This is a genomic window from Candidatus Burkholderia verschuerenii, from assembly GCF_001189365.1.
GTDB classification, from domain to species: Bacteria; Pseudomonadota; Gammaproteobacteria; order Burkholderiales; family Burkholderiaceae; genus Caballeronia; species Caballeronia verschuerenii.
In genome coordinates this window covers 1-16,336 of the sequence record NZ_LFJJ01000067.1, presented here as the reverse complement: position 1 = coordinate 16,336, position 16,336 = coordinate 1, and the positions used below count along the sequence as shown (strand labels likewise).

The window sequence follows — 16,336 nt, the reverse complement described above, 5'->3', positions numbered from 1 at the left end:
TCAGGCGGTCATCAACGCGGCATCGCTTTCAATACGGCATGTACGCGCATCGCCGACCGGAATCGCGATACGCACGATCAGCCCGCCGCCTTCCGCATTGCCGATCTCGCAGCGTCCGTTTTGCTCTTGCGCGAGCCGCGTGACGATCGCAAGACCGAGGCCGCAATGTCCATCGCCGCTGCGCGCGGGATCGAGCCGCACGAACGGCCGCAAGGCATCGGCGATACGTTCGTCGGGAATGCCCGGGCCGTAATCGCGCACTTCGATCAGCCATTCGCCATCGATGCGCGCCGTGCGAATCTCGACCGGCGGCTCGCCATGCTCAAGCGCGTTGTCGACCAGATTCGTCATCAGGCGATCGATAAACGTGCGCGGCAAACGGAAGGCATCGCCCGCCGTGAGCGATAGCGTGAAGAGCGCGTCGCCGCCATCTTCGGGCGCGGGAAACTGCTCGGCGATGAAAGCATCGACGCCGCTCGGCGCGCCATCGCCCGGCGTGCGCGCGGCGAATTCCAGAAACTGCTGCACGATGCGCGTCAGCGAATCGATATCGCGCAAGGTGTCGCCTCGCGCGCGCGATGCCTCGTCTTCCAGCACGCTCGCGCGCAGACGCAAACGCGTGATCGGCGCTTTCAGATCGTGCGCGATGCCCGCGAGCATCACGGTCTTGTCGTCTTCGGCGTCGGACACGCGACGCATCATCTGATTGAATGCGCCGATCAATTCGCGCAATTCGCCCGGCCCCTGCTCCGCGACGGGCACGGGCCGCTCTCCGTCGCCGAAACGACGCGCGGCCTGCGCCACGCGCGCAAACGGCTTCTGCAATTGCCAGGTCGCGATCAGCGACAACAGCACCGCGCCCAGCAACATGACGATGGATTTCGGCACGAACGGCGCGGGCGGCGGCAGATCGATCGGCGTGACGATCCAGAAACTGCTCGACGGATAACGCACCCACAGGCGCGAATTGCCGTGCGCGTCTTCATCGACGGCGATTTCGGTGCCTTGCGGCAAGCCGTCCGCGATCTGACGCGCGAGATGCGCATGATGCGTTTTCTCCGGCGCGCGCAGCGTCACCGGCTTCGGCATATTCCACACCGGCACGATATGCACATGCATCGCGCGCGCGAGACGGCCGTCGATCGCGACATCGCTATGCGCGGCTTCGAGCACGAGCAGCAGGCCGCGTGCGAAACCATCGGCTTCGTTACGCTTGCCCTGGCTTTGCAGGATCGCGAACCAGCCCATCTGCACGATCAGCAGCGCGACGATCGAAATCAGCGCCATGCGTCCGAACAGCGTATTGAACAGGCCGGCCGCGCGACGCCGCAGCCAGAACGACACCGCTTTCATCAGCCCTGAGCCTCTGCTGCTTCTTCGAACACGCTGCCGTCCGTATCCGGCACGAACACGTAACCTTGACCGCGCACCGTCTGCACATGACGCGGATTCGACGGATCGTCCTCGATGATGCGGCGCAGACGCCAGATCGGCACGTCGAGTCCGCGATCGCGGAACGCGAGATCGTCGCCGCGCAGGAGATCATGGATCAGCACGCGCGACAGCACCTTGTACGGATGCTTGATAAAGATCTTCAGCAGCGCGAATTCGCTATCGCGCAGCGCCACGCGTTCGCTGCCCTGCACGAGCGATCGGGTGACGAAATCCACTTCGAAGCGGCCGAAGCGTTCGCGCGGCGCGCGTTCCGGACGACTCGGCGCGGATGCGCGACAACGCAGCACGGTCTCGATGCGCGCAAGCAGTTCGCGTGGATCGAAGGGCTTGGTGAGATAGTCGTCCGCGCCGGATTCGAGGCCTTTGACCTTGTCGTTGACGCTGCCGCAAGCGGTGAGAAAGATCACGGGAATATCGTCGCCGCTTGAGCGCAGGCTTTTGAGCGCGCGCAAGCCGTCGGTGTTCGGCATCATGATGTCGAGCACGACAATGGACGGTCGTTCGAGTTCGAGCCGATGCGCCAACCCGCTGCCGTCATGCAGCACGGATACCTGAAAACCACGCTCGTTCAGAAAACGGCGCAGCAGATCGCGCACGACGGGATCGTCGTCGACAATAAGAACCGATGTAGTCATCTCGAAATTCTATTCGGAGGTTCGGGGTGGACGAATGTTTTCCATGTATCAGGCGATTACCGATTCTTACGAAACCTCACATGCGCGCGCGTGAAGGCACGTCACGCGGGCATTGAACGACATCGACGGTAAAAACGACGGTAATGGAAAGAAACAGAAAGTTTCCCGCCGTCGCGGTTTCGCTCGGGCCCCGCTTAGAATGCGCGACATGAGTGAACATGTCCTGATGGTCGATGACGACCTCGTTGTGCGAGACCTCGTGCGCGGCTATCTCCAGAACCACGGTTTCGCCGTGTCGGTGCTGCACGACGGCGTGGGCCTGAAGCGTCGCATCGAGGCCGAACGCCCCGCGATGATCGTGCTCGACGTGATGATGCCCGGCAAGGATGGCATCAGCGCGTTACGCGAATTGCGGCAAGCGGGCGAGGACATTCCGGTGATTCTTCTGACCGCGCGTTCGGATGTCATCGATCGCGTGATCGGACTCGAGCGCTCGGCGCCGACGATTATGTGCCCAAACCGTTCGATCCCCGCGAATTGCTCGCGCGAATCCGATCGGTCCTGCGGCGCCGTCATGCCGATGCGCCCGGCGTGCCCGAAATGCGTCCGCCCTATCGCTTCGGTCCGTTCGAAGTGGATTTTGCCGCGCGCGAGTTACGTCGCGATGGCGTGCGCGTGCCGCTGCGCTCCGGCGAATTCGCGATGCTCAAGATTCTCGTCAAGAATGAAATGATCGTGCTGACGCGCGCGCAACTCAACGAACGTATGCGCGGCAGCGGCACGTATCGCGACCGCAGTCTGGATGTTTCCATCTGGCGTTTGCGTCGTCTGCTCGAAACCGATTCGTCGGAACCGAGCTATGTGCAGACGGTTTGGGGCCAAGGTTATATCTTCGTGCCGCAAGGCGATCCCGCCGCCGCCGATCGCGCCGTGCAGCGCGCGTCGTAAGCGGGAACGCGGCGCTAGAACGTCAGCACGCTCATGAAGAGGCGCTGCAGCCAGCCCATCGTGGTCGAATCCGCGAGCATGCCGACGCCCGCCTGCTCGATACGCGCGTTCGCCACCTTGCTCGACGCGACATAGTTACCTGATTCGATATCCTTAGGATTGACGATACCCGAGAAGCGCAGGCGGTCCTGATTGCCGTCCATCGCGATTACCTTGTCGCCCGCCACGACGAGATTCCCGCCCGGCAAGCTGCCGATCACCGACACCGCGAGCGTGCCCGACATCGCGCTGACGTTCGCGGTAGTGCCTTGTCCCTTGAAACTCGTATCCGCCGATCCGACATTGAACAGCCGCGCGAGGCGCGCCGCCGCGCCACTCGATTTGTCGGCGGCTTCGGCGCTGATGCTGCTGGCTCGGCTCGCGTTCGCATTGGCTGAATTGCTGCCCTGATACGACTCCGAAAGCCGGATAGTCAGCACGTCGCCGACACGTTGCGCACGCGGCGTTTCATACAGCGAAAACGCACTGCCGGCCTGATAGATCGAGCCTTGCGTATTGACGTTGACAGGCTGCGCGACGGTCGGCGCGAAAGTCGGCATCTCGACGATGGAACGCGTGCCCGACGACGAACACGCGCCGAGCGCGAGCATCGCGCACGCGGCTAGCGGGATTTTCATAACAAAAGGATTCCTTATTTTTATGGCGTATTCGAAGTCGAATCGGCGACGCGCCATTGATCTGCCAGTTGCGCGAGCCACGCCTCATGATCCTTCAGGCGATAGATCACGCGCGCCGTCGCGGCGGCGCCGTTCGCTTCGAGCGTGATCGAACTCGTATCGTTTTCCCAGATGCGGCGCGTGTAGCCATGCTCGCGCTTGATACGGCTCTTGCCATAGCGCGACGACAGCGCATCGGTGAAATCGGCGGCGAGCGTCGCGTCGATGACGAACGACATGCGGTACAGACGCGGTTCGCTTTCGCCGGGCATCGCCGCGAAACGCAAGATGTGACCTCGCGACGGCGCGCCATCGACCACCGCCTGCGATGCACGCCAGCCCGCCTCCGTCCGATGCGCCCACTTGCACGCGATGGACACGCCGGCAGGACCGCGCAACTGCATGCCGAGCGAAACGGCTTCGGCATCGGTCTCGCAGACCGGCTCGCTGCCGATGGGTATCGCGCGCACATGACCCGCGTCGCGGAACTCATCGAGCGGCATGCCGAGCGGAATACCCCTGAATTCATAGGGCTTCTGTGCAAAAGCGAGCGCTGGCAACAGGACCAGCGCCAGGGCGGCGAGCTTCATGTCAGTCGATCGCGGTCGCGCAGGCATCGAAGGGCGTCGACGCCGCATGACCGACGACCGGAATGACCTTTAGCGTCGCCGATGTCAGCCGGCAGGGCAGCGCGGCGAGCGCGCATCCGTCGAGCGCGAAGGTGCCGACGACGAGCGCGCACCATAGCGCGAAACGTGAGTGCATCCGCATGACGCTTACGCCGTCGTATCGACGAAGTTGCCGAGATGCGAAGGATTGCTTGGCGTCGTCTGTGTGCCCGACGTGCCGCCGGTCGTGTTGGTAGTGGCGTCGTTGCCGCGTTGAATCGGCAGCTTCGGGGCCGATGTCGGCGTGGTGTGATGCGTGGCGGGAATATTGATGTTCATGCTGCTGCGCGCTCCTGACGATTCGATGGCTTGGGATACCGCTTGGACCGATCGAATTGTCTTGCAGCGCGCACGCAAGCGATTGCGCAAGCAGATTGCGCTTTCCGACAGTGCTTACTAGCTGTTACTGCAGCGTTACCGTTTCTTGCCGAAGCGCCGGCGATGCCACGAACGTGACCGTCACCGCGAGACCATGCGGCGGCGCATTGGCGAGTTCGACGCGCGCATCGATGCGCGCCGCGATCGTGCCGACGATCGACAAGCCCAGCCCCGAGCCATCGGCATCGTTACCGAGCACGCGATAGAACGGATCGAATACGCGCACGCGATCCGCAGGCGCGATGCCCGGCCCCGTATCCTCGATACGCAACCACGGCATGCCGTCCGTTACGCCCGTCGACATATCGACGCGGCCGCCTTCCGGCGTATAGCGGATCGCGTTATCGACGAGGTTCTTCACCAGCACGGTGAGATCGGCTTGCGGCACATGCACGCGCACGTCCGCATCGCTCGATACGCCGATATCGATGCCCTTCTCTTCCGCGAGCGGCACGAGGTCTTCCAGCACGTTGCGGAACACTTCCTGCACGCGCAATTCGGCGCGCGCCTGTCCGTTGCCGTCCTGCAGGCGAGCGAGCGTCAGCATCTGATTGAGCAAGGCGCGCGTGCGCTGAATGCCGCGACGCATCGCATCGAGACGCTCGCGTGCGGCGGCGGGCAACTCGGCGGCATCGAGCCGTTCGGCCTGCAAGGACAACGCGGTCAGCGGCAAACGCAACTCGTGCGCTGCATCGGCGACAAAGCGGCGTTGCAAGGCCACCGACGCCTGCACGCGCGCCAGCAGCCGGTTGATCGCGACGACGAAGGGCACGATCTCGGCGGGCAAGGCATCGCCGCTGACGGGAGACAGATCGTTCTCCGGACGCGTATCGAGATTGCCCGACACCACGGCGAGCGGCCTGAACATGCGCCGCACGATCAGATGCAGCGCGATCAGCAGCACGATGGCGAGCGCCGCGAAGGGCATCACGGTCGCGAGCGCGCTGTTGCGTGCGATCTCGTCGCGGCCGAGCGTCTTCTGGCCGACCAGCACGCGCGTGCCGGTCGACATCGTCTTGATGGCGACCCGCCACGTCTCGCCATCGACGATCGCGTTCTGCACGCCATCGGGCAAGCTGTGCGGCAGCGCCAGCGGGCGCGCTTCGTCGAGCGTCTGAATGACGAGCTTCGATTCGGGATCGGCGCCGACGACTTTTTCCGCCGCTTCGCGCTCCATCACATCGAGCGTGCGCGGCGTGAGCAGCGCGACCAACTGCAGAAGCTGGCCGTCCTGCACCTCGTTGGCTTCGTGGAATGCGGTCTTGAACGCGATGACGCCGCCCAGCACCGCGATCACGACGATCAACGCCGACAACAACGCGGACAGCCTGAACTGAAGCGAGTGCATCATGCGGGCTTCGCGACCATCCAGCCCACGCCGCGCACATTCTTGATCGTGGCCGCTCCCAGCTTCTTGCGCAGCGTGTGGATGATGAATTCGACCGCGTTGCTTTCGACTTCCTCGTTCCAGCCGTAGATGCGCTCTTCCAGTTCCGCGCGCGAGAGAATCGCGCCGGGGCGGATCATCAGCGCTTGCAGCAAGGCGAATTCGCGGCTCGACAGACGCGTGGCGCTCTCGCCGATGGTCGCTTCGCGCGACGCAGGATCCAGCGTGACGATGCCGTTGGTCAGAATCGGCGCGGCCTGTCCGCCACGGCGGCGGATCACCGCACGCATGCGGGCGAGCAGTTCCGACATGTCGAACGGCTTGATCAGATAGTCGTCCGCGCCGGCATCGAGTCCGCGAATGCGTTCCTCGACCGAATCGCGCGCGGTGATGATGATCAACGGCACCGGATTCTGCGTGCGCCGCACGGCATGCAAAACCTCGACGCCATCGGCGCCGGGTAGACCGAGATCGAGCAGCACGGCGTCATACACGTGCGTCGAAAAACTCAGCAGCGCGTGCTGGCCGTCGCGCACCCAGTCGACTGCATAACTGCTGTCGCGCAGCGCGCCCTGGATCGTTTCGCCGATCATGCGGTCGTCTTCGACGAGCAAAACCCTCATGAGATATCTCCGCGCGCTCATCGCTTGGATGCGGGCGGAATGCCGGCGAGTAATGAATGCGTATTCATTGCGTGAAACCATGTTTTCGATGATTTCGCAGGGTAACGACTGAATGCTTAGGAAATGCTTAGGGATTTTCCGGCGCACGAAGTTTTGTGAATACGCGTGGCATTCAGGCGACGTCCAGCGCAGGCGTGTCCGGCTGAAACGCCTGCCGCATAAGGCGCCCAGGCTTTGTCCGTGTTTAACTGTGCATTTACTTAGTTTGCGATTTCCGGATAATCACAACGCCTTTATCCCCACACGAAAAACATCAGCGAGAAAATATGATGAGAATCGTTCTCGTTATGTTGACTGGATGTAATGTCGAAAGTACGATGCGATTCAAGTCATCCGGTACGTCAATCGAAACGCGCTTGGCTTCGGCATGCTTTTGTCCGGATAGTCGCTAAAGATAAGATGGAACGTAGAAAAACAATTAGGATTCCCATGAGATATTTTCGCCATTTCGGTTTCGCGCCAATCGTGCTGAACTGCGCCGCCGCGCTGACCTTGGGTGCGCTTACCGTCAACGCGTACGCACAGGAAGCCGATGCCGCATCCGACGCGCAGAAAGAACCCGAATCGCTCTGGACGCGCGACACAATGCTCGGCGACATGGGCGGCGTGCGGCCGTGGCTCGGCCAATACGGCGTCACCTTTCAGTTGACGGAGACGAGCGAGTATCTGGCGAACGTGCGCGGCGGTCTGGATCGCGGCGGCGCATACGACGGCGTGACAACTGCGACGCTCGGCCTCGACACGGAAAAGGCCTTCGGTCTGAAGGGCGGGCAGTTCAATATCAGCGCGCTGCAGATTCACGGCACGAATCTGAGCACGCGCAAGCTCGGCACGTTGAACACCGCAAGCGGTATCGAAGCGGACGCCACCACGCGTCTCTGGGAGATGTGGTATCAGCAGTCGTTTCTCGACAAGCGCGTCGACGTGAAGATCGGGCAGCAGAGCATCGATCAGGAATTTATCGTCAGCCAGTATTCGGCCACCTTCATCAACACGATGTTCGGCTGGCCCGCGCTGCCGTCCTACGACATGCCTTCCGGCGGTCCCGCTTATCCGCTGTCGGCGCTCGGCGTGCGCGTGCGCGGCAAGATCACGCCGTCGCTGACCGCGCTGGCCGGCGTGTTCGACGGCGATCCGCTCGGCAACAACCCGAATAATCTCAGCGGCACGAACTTCAATCTGCACAATGGCACGCTGTTCATCGGCGAATTGCAGTATGCGATCAATCAGCCATCCGACGACGACACGCCGGGCAGCAAGAAAAGCAGCGGCCTGCCCGGCACGTACAAGTTGGGCGTCTGGTACAACAACAATCGCTTCGACGATCAGCGCTTCGACAATACCGGCTTGTCGCTGGCGAATCCGGCGACGACGGGCGTCGCCAACGCGCATCATGGCAATTACAGCTTCTATGCCGTCGCGGATCAGATGATCTGGCGTCCCGATCCCGACAAGCCGCGCAGCATCGGCGTATTCACGCGCTTGATGGGCGCACCGGGCGATCGCAATCTCGTGAGCTTCGCGGCCAATCTCGGCGTCGTGATGAAAGCGCCTTTCGAAGGACGCGACAACGACAGCGTGGGACTCGCGGTGACGTATATCAAGGTCGGCAATCATGTGCACGATGCCGACCTCGATGCGCGCGCCTTTCTCAACTCGCCGTATGGCGTGAGAACGCAGGAAACCACGCTGGAGGCGACCTACAACTATCAGGTCGCGCCCTGGTGGACCATGCAGGCCGACGCGCAATACACCTTCAATGCAGGCGCGGGACAGAATCCGAACGATCCGACTCAGCCCTTGCGCAACACCTTCGTGCTGGGCGTCCGGGCGCTGCTCACGTTCTGAGTTCGCAGCCCGGACGCATCATCGCGCTTACTGATAGAAGTTGAGCGTCAGCATCGCGGAACGTCCCGGCGCCCACGTCGCATAGATCGGATACGTGGTCGAGAAGTACTTGCGGTCGAAGATGTTGTTCACGTTCAACTGCAAATCGACGCTCTTCGACACGCGATACGTCGCCATCGCGTCGAAGCGCGCGTAGCCCGGCGTCCACTTGCGCACCGTGGACGTCACCAATGCATAGGTCTTGCTCGCGACCGCCACGCCCGCGCCGACCTTCAGCTTCGGCATCACGCCGTAGAACGACCAGAGCGTGACGTTGTGTTTGGGCACCATCACCATCGGCAGACCGGACGATGCGGCGCTGGCCGCGCCTGCATCAACGGTGATCGCATCGAGATACGAGTAGCCGCCGAAGATGCTCCACTTGCCGGTGATATTGCCCGCCGTGCCCACTTCCACGCCGCGCACGCGCTGATGCCCCGCGTTGATCGTGCCGCCGAGGCCGTCGCTGACGCGCGCGTTGGTCTTGTCCGTCTGGAACAGCGCGAGGTTCATCGACAGGCGCTCCATCACGTCCCACTTGGCGCCGACTTCGATATTGCGACTACGCTCCGGCGACAAATCCTGATTGGTCGCCGTGATCTGATCCGTGCCGCCGCCGATCCCCGAGTTCGCGCCCGGCGGATTCGCCGACGTGCCGTACGACGTGTACAGACTCACCGAAGGCAGCGGCTTGTACACAAGCCCGAGCTGATAGCTGAACAGATTCGCGTTGTTGGTCAGGTCCTTCGCGCCCTGCTGCGTCGCCGTCACGTCGAAGCGATCGAAGCGCGCGCCCGCGTTGAACAGCCACTGATCGGTGATCTTCACGCTATCAAACAAGTACGCCGACGCGATGTTCGTCTGCGTATGCGTCGCCGCGCCCGGAAAGCCCGTGTCGCCGTTGAGCAGCACGCTGCCGAGCCACTGGTTATCCGGATTCCATGCATTGATCGGCGTGCAGTTGAAGGCTACGCTGCAAGGCGTATTCGAACTGATATTGTTGCCCGCGCTGTCGGTGACGAGATAGCCTTCATAGAGGCTCTTTTAGTGACTGAACTCGATGCCGCCGGTCATCGTGTGCTGCATGCCGAGCAGTGTCGCCTTGCCGGTCAGCTCAGTTTGATTAGTAATGCTATTGGTTGCGTACTTGCCGCTCTTCGCCTGAAGGCCGAGCGTGTTTGATGTCGCGCTCAGCAACTGCGGATTGGTCGCGATGTAGTCGAGCGTCGAGCGGCCGAACATCGTTGTGTTCTTGAGCTTGAGGTTATCGTTGAAGCGATGCTCGACTTTCACTTCGCCCGTGTCGGTCTGTCCGCGCCGGTAGTCGCGATTGTTGAAGCCGTAGAACTGGCCGCGATCGCTGTTGATCGGCGTGCCGCCCGTCGAACGGAACGGCACGCTGAAGTCCGGCATGTCGAACGTGTTCAGATGGTAGTAGCTCAGCGTCACCGTGGTCGGGCTGTTCAGACCGAACGCCACCGAAGGCGCGACGCCCCAGCGCTTGCTGTAGATATTGTTGCGGCCCGGCTGGTTCGCATCGTGGCCCATCGCGTTGAAGCGGAACGCGCTGCCGTCGCCGAACTTGCGGTTCACATCGACCGTGAGGCGCTTATAGCCATCCGTGCCGATCCCCGCGCTACCGTTGATGAAGTCATCGAGCTTCGGCAGCTTCGTTTCGATGTCGATCGACCCGCCTACCGATCCGCGACCCGCATACACCGAGTCCGGTCCCTTGATCACCGTGATGTTCTCGATATCGAAGGTCTCGCGATTCTGCACGCCCGAATCGCGGATGCCATCGACGAAGATCGAATTGCGCGACTCGAAACCGCGAATCACCGGACGATCCGCCGGCGGATTCGCCGCCGCATCGCCGCCGAGGAAGGTGATGCCCGGCACGGTCTTCAGCGCATCGGCGAAGGTCGTCGCGTTGGTCTCCTTGATCATCTCCTGCGGAATCACCGTGATCGAACGCGGCGTATCGAGCAAGGGCGCGACGAACTTGTACGACGGCAATGCCTTGATCTGCATGTCCGATTCGACATTGCTCGCCTTCACGTTCACGGCAGGCAAGGACTGAGGCGAACTATCGGCAGGTGTTGCCGCCGAATCGGCGGCCGGCGCGGACTGCGCAAGCGCCTGAGACGGAGCGAGAAAACTCGCGCAATAAAGCGCGCCGACGGACGCGAGCAGACGCGTCCGCGTCTTGAACAGAGCGGGCATGGTGAGTGTGTCGGAGGTAAATGAAGCTCCGCGTTGCGCGAAGCGAACTGGCGCGAGACGAGTCGCGTTAGACGAAGTTAATGAGAATCATGCTCAATAACTATCGGAGCGCAGTATAATGTTTCTTAACAATCAAGTAAACGTCTCTTGAAAAAATTTGTGCCGATGCCCGCCCGACAAGGGTTTGCTTGCAACAACGAAAGCTTTCGCTAAGTAATCGGACATATTTTTATGAGATAATGGGAATGATTCTTATTATCGAAATTTGATCAGACGCCCGGGAAACACCGCGCATGTCATCCGAAGATGCCGTTTTGCATCGCGAGGTCGAGACGCTCTACTTCGCTCATCACACCTGGTTGCGCGGCTGGTTGAGGCGCAAGCTCGGTTGCGCGCATCGCGCGGCCGATCTCGCGCACGACACCTTTCTGCGCCTGCTCGCACGCGACGAACCGATCGACGCACGCGAGCCGCGCGCCTATCTCACGACCGTCGCGCAGCGCGTGCTCTACAACCACTGGCGACGCGAGCAGATCGAACAGGCGTGGCTCGATGCGATCGCGCAGGCGCCGGAACCGCTCGCGCCATCGCCGGAAGAACGGGCGATCATCGTCGAGACGCTGGTCGAGATCGACGCGCTGCTCGACGGCTTGCCCGTCGCCGTCAAACGCGCGTTTCTGCTCGCCCAACTCGATGGCGCGACGCACGCGCAGATCGCGGCCGAATTGCATATATCGCTGGCGACGGTGAAACGCTATCTCGCGCGCGCGGGCGAGCAATGCTTCTTCGCGTTATCGGTGGGCACGTTCGCATGAGCGCGTCCGTGCGACCCGATATCGCGCCGGATATCGCGCGGCGCGCCGTGCATTGGTGGGTCGAACTGTATTCCGGCGAATCGCGCGATGCCGAGCGCCGCGCGTTCGAACACTGGCTCGCGGAGCATCCCGATCACGCGCTCGCGTGGAAGCATATCGAGTCGGTGTGCGGACGCATTCACGGTCTGTCGGAGCATGCGAATGCCGCGCGCGCCGCGCTGGCTCAAGGCAACACGGGCACGGGCAACGCGGTCAAGCGTCGCCGCACGATCAAAACGCTCGCGCTGCTGTTGTTCGCGGGCACGGGCGGATGAATCGCCGAGGAACATACGCCGTGGCGCGCATGGAAAGCCGATCTGCGTACGGCCGTGGGCGAACGTCGCACGATCACGCTCGCCGATGGCACCGAACTCATGCTCGATACCGACAGCGCCGTCGATATCCGCTACACGCCGAGCGAACGCCGCATCCGTCTCGTGCAAGGCGCGATCATGATCAAAACCGGCCACGCGGATACGGCATCGCGCCGCTTCTTCGTCGATACGACGCATGGCGTTCTCGAAGCGCTTGGCACGCGTTTCTCCGTGCGTCAGGATGCGGCGAATACGCGCCTCGATGTCTTCGAGGGCGCGGTGCGCGTCGAACCCGCCGATGCGCCGCAACGCGCCATCGTGTTGCATGCAGGCGAACGCGTGCGCTTCGACAGTTAGCATATCGCGCCGCGCGAAGCGCTCAAAGCCGACGATGCCGCGTGGACCGATGGCCTGATCGTCGCGAGTTCGATGCGGCTCGCGGACTTTCTGTCCGAAATCGGCCGCTATCGACGCGGTGTGGTCCGCTGCGATGCATCGATTGCGGACTTGCGTCTGTCAGGCACTTATCCGCTCGACGATACCGATCGCGTGCTCGCCGCGCTCGCGCACGCGTTGCCGGTGCGCATCGCACTATATGACACGTTACTGGGTGACGGTGCATCCGGCGAACGCCTGAAAATTATTTTGCCGATGAGTGAGCCGTTTTCGATTCTCGCGGGACAAGTCAGATGAGAGCACATCATCTTTCTTCCTTGAGCCATCGAAAATGGGACCATCCACATCGCACTTCATGAACGAAGTGCGCAGCAAGAAGCGCTTGATCGCGCTGGCCGCGAGCGCGTTGATCGCAGCGGCGTTGCCCGCGGCGCATGCATCGGCGGCGGATGCATCGAGCGCGTCGTCGCGCAAGACTTACGACATTCCCGCCGGGCCGCTCGAAGCCGCACTGAATCGCTTCGGACGCGAGTCGGGCATTCTGCTGTCGTTTCCGAGCGCGCTCGCCGCGAATCGCGCGAGTCGCGGCTTGCAAGGCGAATACGGCATAAACGATGCACTCGCGCATCTGCTCGCGGGCACCGGGCTCGATGCGCAAGCGCAGGACGACGGCAGCTTCACGCTGATCGAAGCCGCGACGCCGAGCGCATCCGATACCACGCTGCCCGCCGTCACCGTGACATCAAGCGCATTGAAAGCAGGCACGTATCGCGCGTCGAAAGAAGCCAACATCACGCGCTCAGACACGCCCGTGCTCGATACGCCGCAAGCGGTGAACGTCGTGCCGGCGCAGGTTTTGCGCGATCAACGTCCGCGCAATCTCGACGATGCGCTCGCCAACGTCAGCGGCGTCGTGCAAGGCAACACGCTCGCGGGCACGCAGGACACGATGCTCAAGCGCGGCTTCGGCGGCAATCGCGATGGCTCGATCATGCACAACGGCATGCCGCTCGTGCAAGGACGCGGCTTCAACGCCGCCGCCGATAGCGTCGAAGTGCTCAAGGGACCGACCTCGCTTCTGTACGGCATCATGGACCCGGGCGGCGTGGTCAACGTCGTCAGCAAGCAGCCGATGCTCACGCCATATCACGCGATCTCGGCATACGGCTCGACCTACGGCCACGGCCGCAACGGCGCGGGCGGCACGTTCGATACGACCGGTCCGATCGGCGATACGGGGCTGGCGTACCGGTTTATCGTCGATCATGTGGACGAGCAATACTGGCGTAATTTCGGCGAGCATCGCGAAACGCTGGTGGCGCCATCGCTTGCGTATTACGGACGCGATACGCAAGTCGTGCTGTCGTACGAGTATCGCAAGTTTCTGTATCCGTTCGATCGCGGCACGGCGCTCGATCCGACCACCAACGAACCGCTCGCCATATCCGCACGCGAACGCCTCGACGAGCCGTTCAACAATATGACGGGCGAGTCGCATCTCGCGCAACTGAGCGTCGATCATCAGATCAACGCGGACTGGAAGGCGCACTTCGGCTACAGCTATAACCGCGAGACTTACGACGCGAATCAACTGCGCGTGCAAGGCGTAAACAATGTGGCCGGCACGCTTTCGCGCAGCAACGACGCGACGCACGGCGCGCTGAGCACGGACAGCTACGCAATCGCCTATGTCGACGGTCACTTCAATGTCGCGGGTCTGCGCAACGATCTGCAAGTTGGAGTCGATGAAGAGTATCGCCGTATCTATCGACGCGATCTGCTGCGGCAGGCGACGAAGTACACGTTCAGCTATATCAACCCGGTCTACGGACGCGAAAACCCGTCGAGCACGATCTCCGCAAGCGACAGCGATCAGACCGACACGCTGCACGATCGCTCGTTCTTCATGCAGGACAGTCTGCATCTGACGGACAAGTGGATCGTGTCGGGCGGCGTGCGCTATCTGTCGTATTCGCAGGTCGCGGGCAAGGGCCGCCCGTTCGTCGCGAATACCGATATCGACGGCGGCAAGTGGCTGCCGCGCGCGGGCATCGTCTATAAGGCGACGCCGATGCTCTCTTTCTACGGCAGCTATTCGCAATCGCTCAAGCCGACATCGACGATCGCGCCGCTGAGTTCGGGCGTGGTCATCGATTCGTCCGTGCAGCCCGAAGAAGCCACCGCCTACGAAGTCGGCGCGAAGCTCGCGATGCCGTCGGGCCTGACCGGCACGCTCGCGCTGTTCAACATCGACAAAAAGAACGTGCTCGTCTCGCAGTACAACGACGCCACCAAACTCACCGACTGGCGCACGTCGGGCCGCGCACGGTCGCGCGGTATCGAACTCGATGTGTCGGGCCAGATCGGCGAGCATTGGAGCGTGATCGCGAGTTATGCATACCTCGATGCGAAGACCACCGAAGACCCGCTCTATGCGGGCAAGCGCTTGTGGAACGTGCCGCAGCATACAGCGTCGCTGGCGGCGGTGTACGACTTCGGCACGCTGTTCGGCGGCGACGATTTCCGTCTGGGCGCGGCGGGCCATTACGTCGGCAGTCGTCCCGGCGATTCGGCCAATAGCTTTACGCTGCCCTCTTATTTCGTCGCCGATGCCTTCGCCACTTATGAAACGAAGATCGGCAAACGCAATGTGTCGTTTCAACTGAACGTGAAGAACATGTTCGACAAGACCTACTATCCGTCGAGCGCGAACCGCTATTTCGTGTCGATCGGCGATGCGCGGCAAGTGTCGCTGCTGACCACGCTGGAGTTCTGAGCCATGACATCGAACGCATTCTCGAAGCGTCGCCGCGCTTTAATGAAGACGCCCATCATTGGCGCGGCGCTGTTCAGCGGCACAGCCCGTTCGCAAGGCGCGCGCGATATTGCCATGCTCGTGCAGATGAACGGACCGAACATCGACGTCGATCGTGCCGCCGCCGCGCATCTGCAAACGCGCGGGCATGCGGTGCGGCTGGTGGATCAATCGGTGCATCCGCGAGAGATCGGCACGCCGGATCTGGTGATCGTCTCGTCGACGGTGTCATCGAAGGATGTCGCGCCCGGCTGGCGCACGCTCGCCGTGCCGCTGCTGACGTGGGAAAACGATCTGCTCGACGACTTCGCGATGACCGGCAAGCGGCACGACGTCGACTTCGGCGAGACCGTGAAGGAACGCTACCTGTGGCTCGTCAACGCGCCGCATGCGTGTTCCGGCGGCCTCGCGGCGGGCGTCGCGAATGTCTATCGCAAGCAGGCGGCCATGAGTTGGGGCAAGCGGGGGCTGGGCGCGAGCATCATCGCGACGATCTACGGCGAGCCGGACAAGGCCGCGATTTTTGCCTACGAGAAAGGCACGACGATGGACTACGAGTCGCTCGCGCCCGCGCGCCGCGTGATGTTCTTCCTCGGCAACGACAGCTTCACGCATCTCTCCGCCGATGGCTTGCGCCTGTTCGATGCCGCCATCGACTGGGCGATGCAGCGCGCGTAACACGAAGAAATTACCGACGCGACTACATCCGCTTACGAAAGTCACACCGGCCTTGTCTACGCGCACGCAATCCCGCGCGTTAAATTGCTCAGACCCACGAGGAGCGCCGACATGGCCAGCATCAAATTTTCGATCAAGATTGCAACCGCGCTTGCCGGTATCGCGCTCGCCGCCGTGTGCGCCGACGCGTCCGCGCATGTGAGCGTCGGTATCGGCTTCGGCTTTCCGGCCGCGATTTATGCGCCGCCGCAGCCGGTGTATGTCGCGCCGCCGCCCCCGCCGCCGCCCGTGTACTACGC

General features: G+C 62.3%; 19 protein-coding genes and 2 pseudogenes. 11 read left to right on the top strand and 10 right to left on the bottom strand.

Annotation, left to right across the window (positions count from 1 at the left end; translation table 11 throughout):
- Together BVER_RS13795 and BVER_RS13790 are read right to left on the bottom strand one after the other, a co-directional pair.
- Window positions 1-1,353, bottom strand: coding sequence for an ATP-binding protein (locus BVER_RS13795; protein ID WP_157056064.1), 1,353 nt, complete (start codon window positions 1,351-1,353; stop codon window positions 1-3).
- Complete coding sequence (locus BVER_RS13790; RefSeq protein ID WP_050453803.1) at window positions 1,353-2,090, bottom strand: response regulator; 738 nt, start codon at window positions 2,088-2,090, stop codon at window positions 1,353-1,355. The genes BVER_RS13795 and BVER_RS13790 overlap by 1 nt, the downstream gene beginning before the upstream one ends.
- A gap of 208 nt (window positions 2,091-2,298) precedes the next feature.
- Between BVER_RS13790 and BVER_RS13785 the strand changes: the two are divergent.
- Window positions 2,299-3,038: pseudogene (locus tag BVER_RS13785) on the top strand (response regulator).
- A gap of 14 nt (window positions 3,039-3,052) precedes the next feature.
- Here BVER_RS13785 and BVER_RS13780 read toward each other — a convergent pair.
- Genes BVER_RS13780 through BVER_RS31565 form a run of 4 tightly spaced genes read right to left on the bottom strand, consistent with a single transcriptional unit; the run spans window position 3,053 to window position 4,701 of the window.
- Window positions 3,053-3,715 carry a flagellar basal body L-ring protein FlgH gene (locus BVER_RS13780; protein WP_050453802.1) on the bottom strand — a complete coding sequence of 221 codons (663 nt, stop codon included), beginning with the start codon at window positions 3,713-3,715 and terminating at the stop codon, window positions 3,053-3,055.
- Between the two features lie 20 nt (window positions 3,716-3,735).
- A complete protein-coding gene (locus tag BVER_RS13775; RefSeq protein ID WP_157056063.1) occupies window positions 3,736-4,344 on the bottom strand; it encodes a hypothetical protein in 609 nt (202 codons plus the stop codon).
- 1 nt (window position 4,345) lies between these two features.
- The gene (locus BVER_RS13770; protein WP_332309103.1) at window positions 4,346-4,519 is read right to left on the bottom strand and encodes a DUF6726 family protein; all 174 of its coding nucleotides are present in this window, start codon (window positions 4,517-4,519) and stop codon (window positions 4,346-4,348) included.
- 11 nt (window positions 4,520-4,530) lie between these two features.
- Window positions 4,531-4,701, bottom strand: coding sequence for a hypothetical protein (locus tag BVER_RS31565; protein WP_157056062.1), 171 nt, complete (start codon window positions 4,699-4,701; stop codon window positions 4,531-4,533).
- Between BVER_RS31565 and BVER_RS35225 the strand changes: the two genes are divergently transcribed.
- Complete coding sequence (locus tag BVER_RS35225) at window positions 4,694-4,822, top strand: hypothetical protein (RefSeq protein ID WP_269750765.1); 129 nt, start codon at window positions 4,694-4,696, stop codon at window positions 4,820-4,822. The genes BVER_RS31565 and BVER_RS35225 overlap by 8 nt on opposite strands.
- A 3-nt stretch (window positions 4,823-4,825) precedes the next feature.
- On the opposite strand, the gene BVER_RS13765 is transcribed toward BVER_RS35225, so the two are convergent.
- The gene (locus tag BVER_RS13765; protein WP_050453799.1) at window positions 4,826-6,151 is read right to left on the bottom strand and encodes an ATP-binding protein; all 1,326 of its coding nucleotides are present in this window, start codon (window positions 6,149-6,151) and stop codon (window positions 4,826-4,828) included.
- A complete protein-coding gene (locus tag BVER_RS13760) occupies window positions 6,148-6,810 on the bottom strand; it encodes a response regulator (protein ID WP_050453798.1) in 663 nt (220 codons plus the stop codon). Before BVER_RS13760 ends, BVER_RS13765 begins: the two co-directional genes overlap by 4 nt.
- 489 nt (window positions 6,811-7,299) lie before the next feature.
- Between BVER_RS13760 and BVER_RS13755 the strand changes: the two genes are divergently transcribed.
- A complete protein-coding gene (locus BVER_RS13755; protein WP_050453797.1) occupies window positions 7,300-8,718 on the top strand; it encodes a carbohydrate porin in 1,419 nt (472 codons plus the stop codon).
- A 27-nt stretch (window positions 8,719-8,745) separates the two neighbouring features.
- Here BVER_RS13755 and BVER_RS35590 read toward each other — a convergent pair whose 3' ends face one another.
- On the bottom strand, window positions 8,746-9,669 hold the full coding sequence (locus BVER_RS35590) for a TonB-dependent receptor (protein WP_332309102.1): 924 nt from the start codon (window positions 9,667-9,669) through the stop codon (window positions 8,746-8,748).
- On the opposite strand from BVER_RS35590, the gene BVER_RS35585 reads away from it, so the two are divergent.
- Window positions 9,659-9,784, top strand: coding sequence for a hypothetical protein (locus tag BVER_RS35585; protein WP_332309101.1), 126 nt, complete (start codon window positions 9,659-9,661; stop codon window positions 9,782-9,784). The genes BVER_RS35590 and BVER_RS35585 overlap by 11 nt on opposite strands.
- Before the next feature lie 17 nt (window positions 9,785-9,801).
- On the opposite strand, the gene BVER_RS35580 is transcribed toward BVER_RS35585, so the two are convergent.
- Window positions 9,802-10,980 carry a TonB-dependent receptor gene (locus BVER_RS35580; protein WP_332309100.1) on the bottom strand — a complete coding sequence of 393 codons (1,179 nt, stop codon included), beginning with the start codon at window positions 10,978-10,980 and terminating at the stop codon, window positions 9,802-9,804.
- A gap of 293 nt (window positions 10,981-11,273) precedes the next feature.
- On the opposite strand from BVER_RS35580, the gene BVER_RS13745 reads away from it, so the two are divergent.
- The 7 genes and pseudogenes from BVER_RS13745 to BVER_RS13725 form a co-directional block, all read left to right on the top strand.
- A complete protein-coding gene (locus BVER_RS13745) occupies window positions 11,274-11,795 on the top strand; it encodes a sigma-70 family RNA polymerase sigma factor (RefSeq protein ID WP_050453796.1) in 522 nt (173 codons plus the stop codon).
- The gene (locus BVER_RS36270) at window positions 11,792-12,109 is read left to right on the top strand and encodes a DUF4880 domain-containing protein (protein ID WP_370444250.1); all 318 of its coding nucleotides are present in this window, start codon (window positions 11,792-11,794) and stop codon (window positions 12,107-12,109) included. Before BVER_RS13745 ends, BVER_RS36270 begins: the two co-directional genes overlap by 4 nt.
- A gap of 54 nt (window positions 12,110-12,163) precedes the next feature.
- A complete protein-coding gene (locus tag BVER_RS36265; protein WP_370444249.1) occupies window positions 12,164-12,505 on the top strand; it encodes a FecR domain-containing protein in 342 nt (113 codons plus the stop codon).
- Between the two features lie 72 nt (window positions 12,506-12,577).
- Complete coding sequence (locus BVER_RS36260) at window positions 12,578-12,841, top strand: hypothetical protein (protein ID WP_370444251.1); 264 nt, start codon at window positions 12,578-12,580, stop codon at window positions 12,839-12,841.
- Window positions 12,842-12,875: 34 nt separating this feature from the next.
- A complete protein-coding gene (locus tag BVER_RS13735; protein ID WP_050453795.1) occupies window positions 12,876-15,320 on the top strand; it encodes a TonB-dependent siderophore receptor in 2,445 nt (814 codons plus the stop codon).
- Window positions 15,321-15,362: 42 nt separating this feature from the next.
- Entirely contained in the window at window positions 15,363-16,037 is a 675-nt protein-coding gene (locus BVER_RS13730; RefSeq protein WP_232316539.1) for a hypothetical protein, read from the top strand.
- 111 nt (window positions 16,038-16,148) lie between these two features.
- A pseudogene (locus tag BVER_RS13725) lies at window positions 16,149-16,336 on the top strand (hypothetical protein); the annotation flags it as partial.

Bases quoted from the DNA above. Each gene is read 5' to 3' on its own strand.
- BVER_RS13795 (WP_157056064.1), bottom strand. From the start codon at position 1,353: ATGAAAGCGGTGTCGTTCTGGCTGCGGCGTCGCGCGGCCGGCCTGTTC.
- BVER_RS13790 (WP_050453803.1), bottom strand. From the start codon at position 2,090: ATGACTACATCGGTTCTTATTGTCGACGACGATCCCGTCGTGCGCGAT.
- BVER_RS13780 (WP_050453802.1), bottom strand. From the start codon at position 3,715: ATGAAAATCCCGCTAGCCGCGTGCGCGATGCTCGCGCTCGGCGCGTGT.
- BVER_RS13775 (WP_157056063.1), bottom strand. From the start codon at position 4,344: ATGAAGCTCGCCGCCCTGGCGCTGGTCCTGTTGCCAGCGCTCGCTTTT.
- BVER_RS13770 (WP_332309103.1), bottom strand. From the start codon at position 4,519: ATGCACTCACGTTTCGCGCTATGGTGCGCGCTCGTCGTCGGCACCTTC.
- BVER_RS35225 (WP_269750765.1), top strand. From the start codon at position 4,694: ATGTTCATGCTGCTGCGCGCTCCTGACGATTCGATGGCTTGGGATACC.
- BVER_RS31565 (WP_157056062.1), bottom strand. From the start codon at position 4,701: ATGAACATCAATATTCCCGCCACGCATCACACCACGCCGACATCGGCC.
- BVER_RS13765 (WP_050453799.1), bottom strand. From the start codon at position 6,151: ATGATGCACTCGCTTCAGTTCAGGCTGTCCGCGTTGTTGTCGGCGTTG.
- BVER_RS13760 (WP_050453798.1), bottom strand. From the start codon at position 6,810: ATGAGGGTTTTGCTCGTCGAAGACGACCGCATGATCGGCGAAACGATC.
- BVER_RS13755 (WP_050453797.1), top strand. From the start codon at position 7,300: ATGAGATATTTTCGCCATTTCGGTTTCGCGCCAATCGTGCTGAACTGC.
- BVER_RS35580 (WP_332309100.1), bottom strand. From the start codon at position 10,980: ATGCCCGCTCTGTTCAAGACGCGGACGCGTCTGCTCGCGTCCGTCGGC.
- BVER_RS13745 (WP_050453796.1), top strand. From the start codon at position 11,274: ATGTCATCCGAAGATGCCGTTTTGCATCGCGAGGTCGAGACGCTCTAC.
- BVER_RS36270 (WP_370444250.1), top strand. From the start codon at position 11,792: ATGAGCGCGTCCGTGCGACCCGATATCGCGCCGGATATCGCGCGGCGC.
- BVER_RS36260 (WP_370444251.1), top strand. From the start codon at position 12,578: ATGCGGCTCGCGGACTTTCTGTCCGAAATCGGCCGCTATCGACGCGGT.
- BVER_RS13735 (WP_050453795.1), top strand. From the start codon at position 12,876: ATGGGACCATCCACATCGCACTTCATGAACGAAGTGCGCAGCAAGAAG.
- BVER_RS13730 (WP_232316539.1), top strand. From the start codon at position 15,363: ATGAAGACGCCCATCATTGGCGCGGCGCTGTTCAGCGGCACAGCCCGT.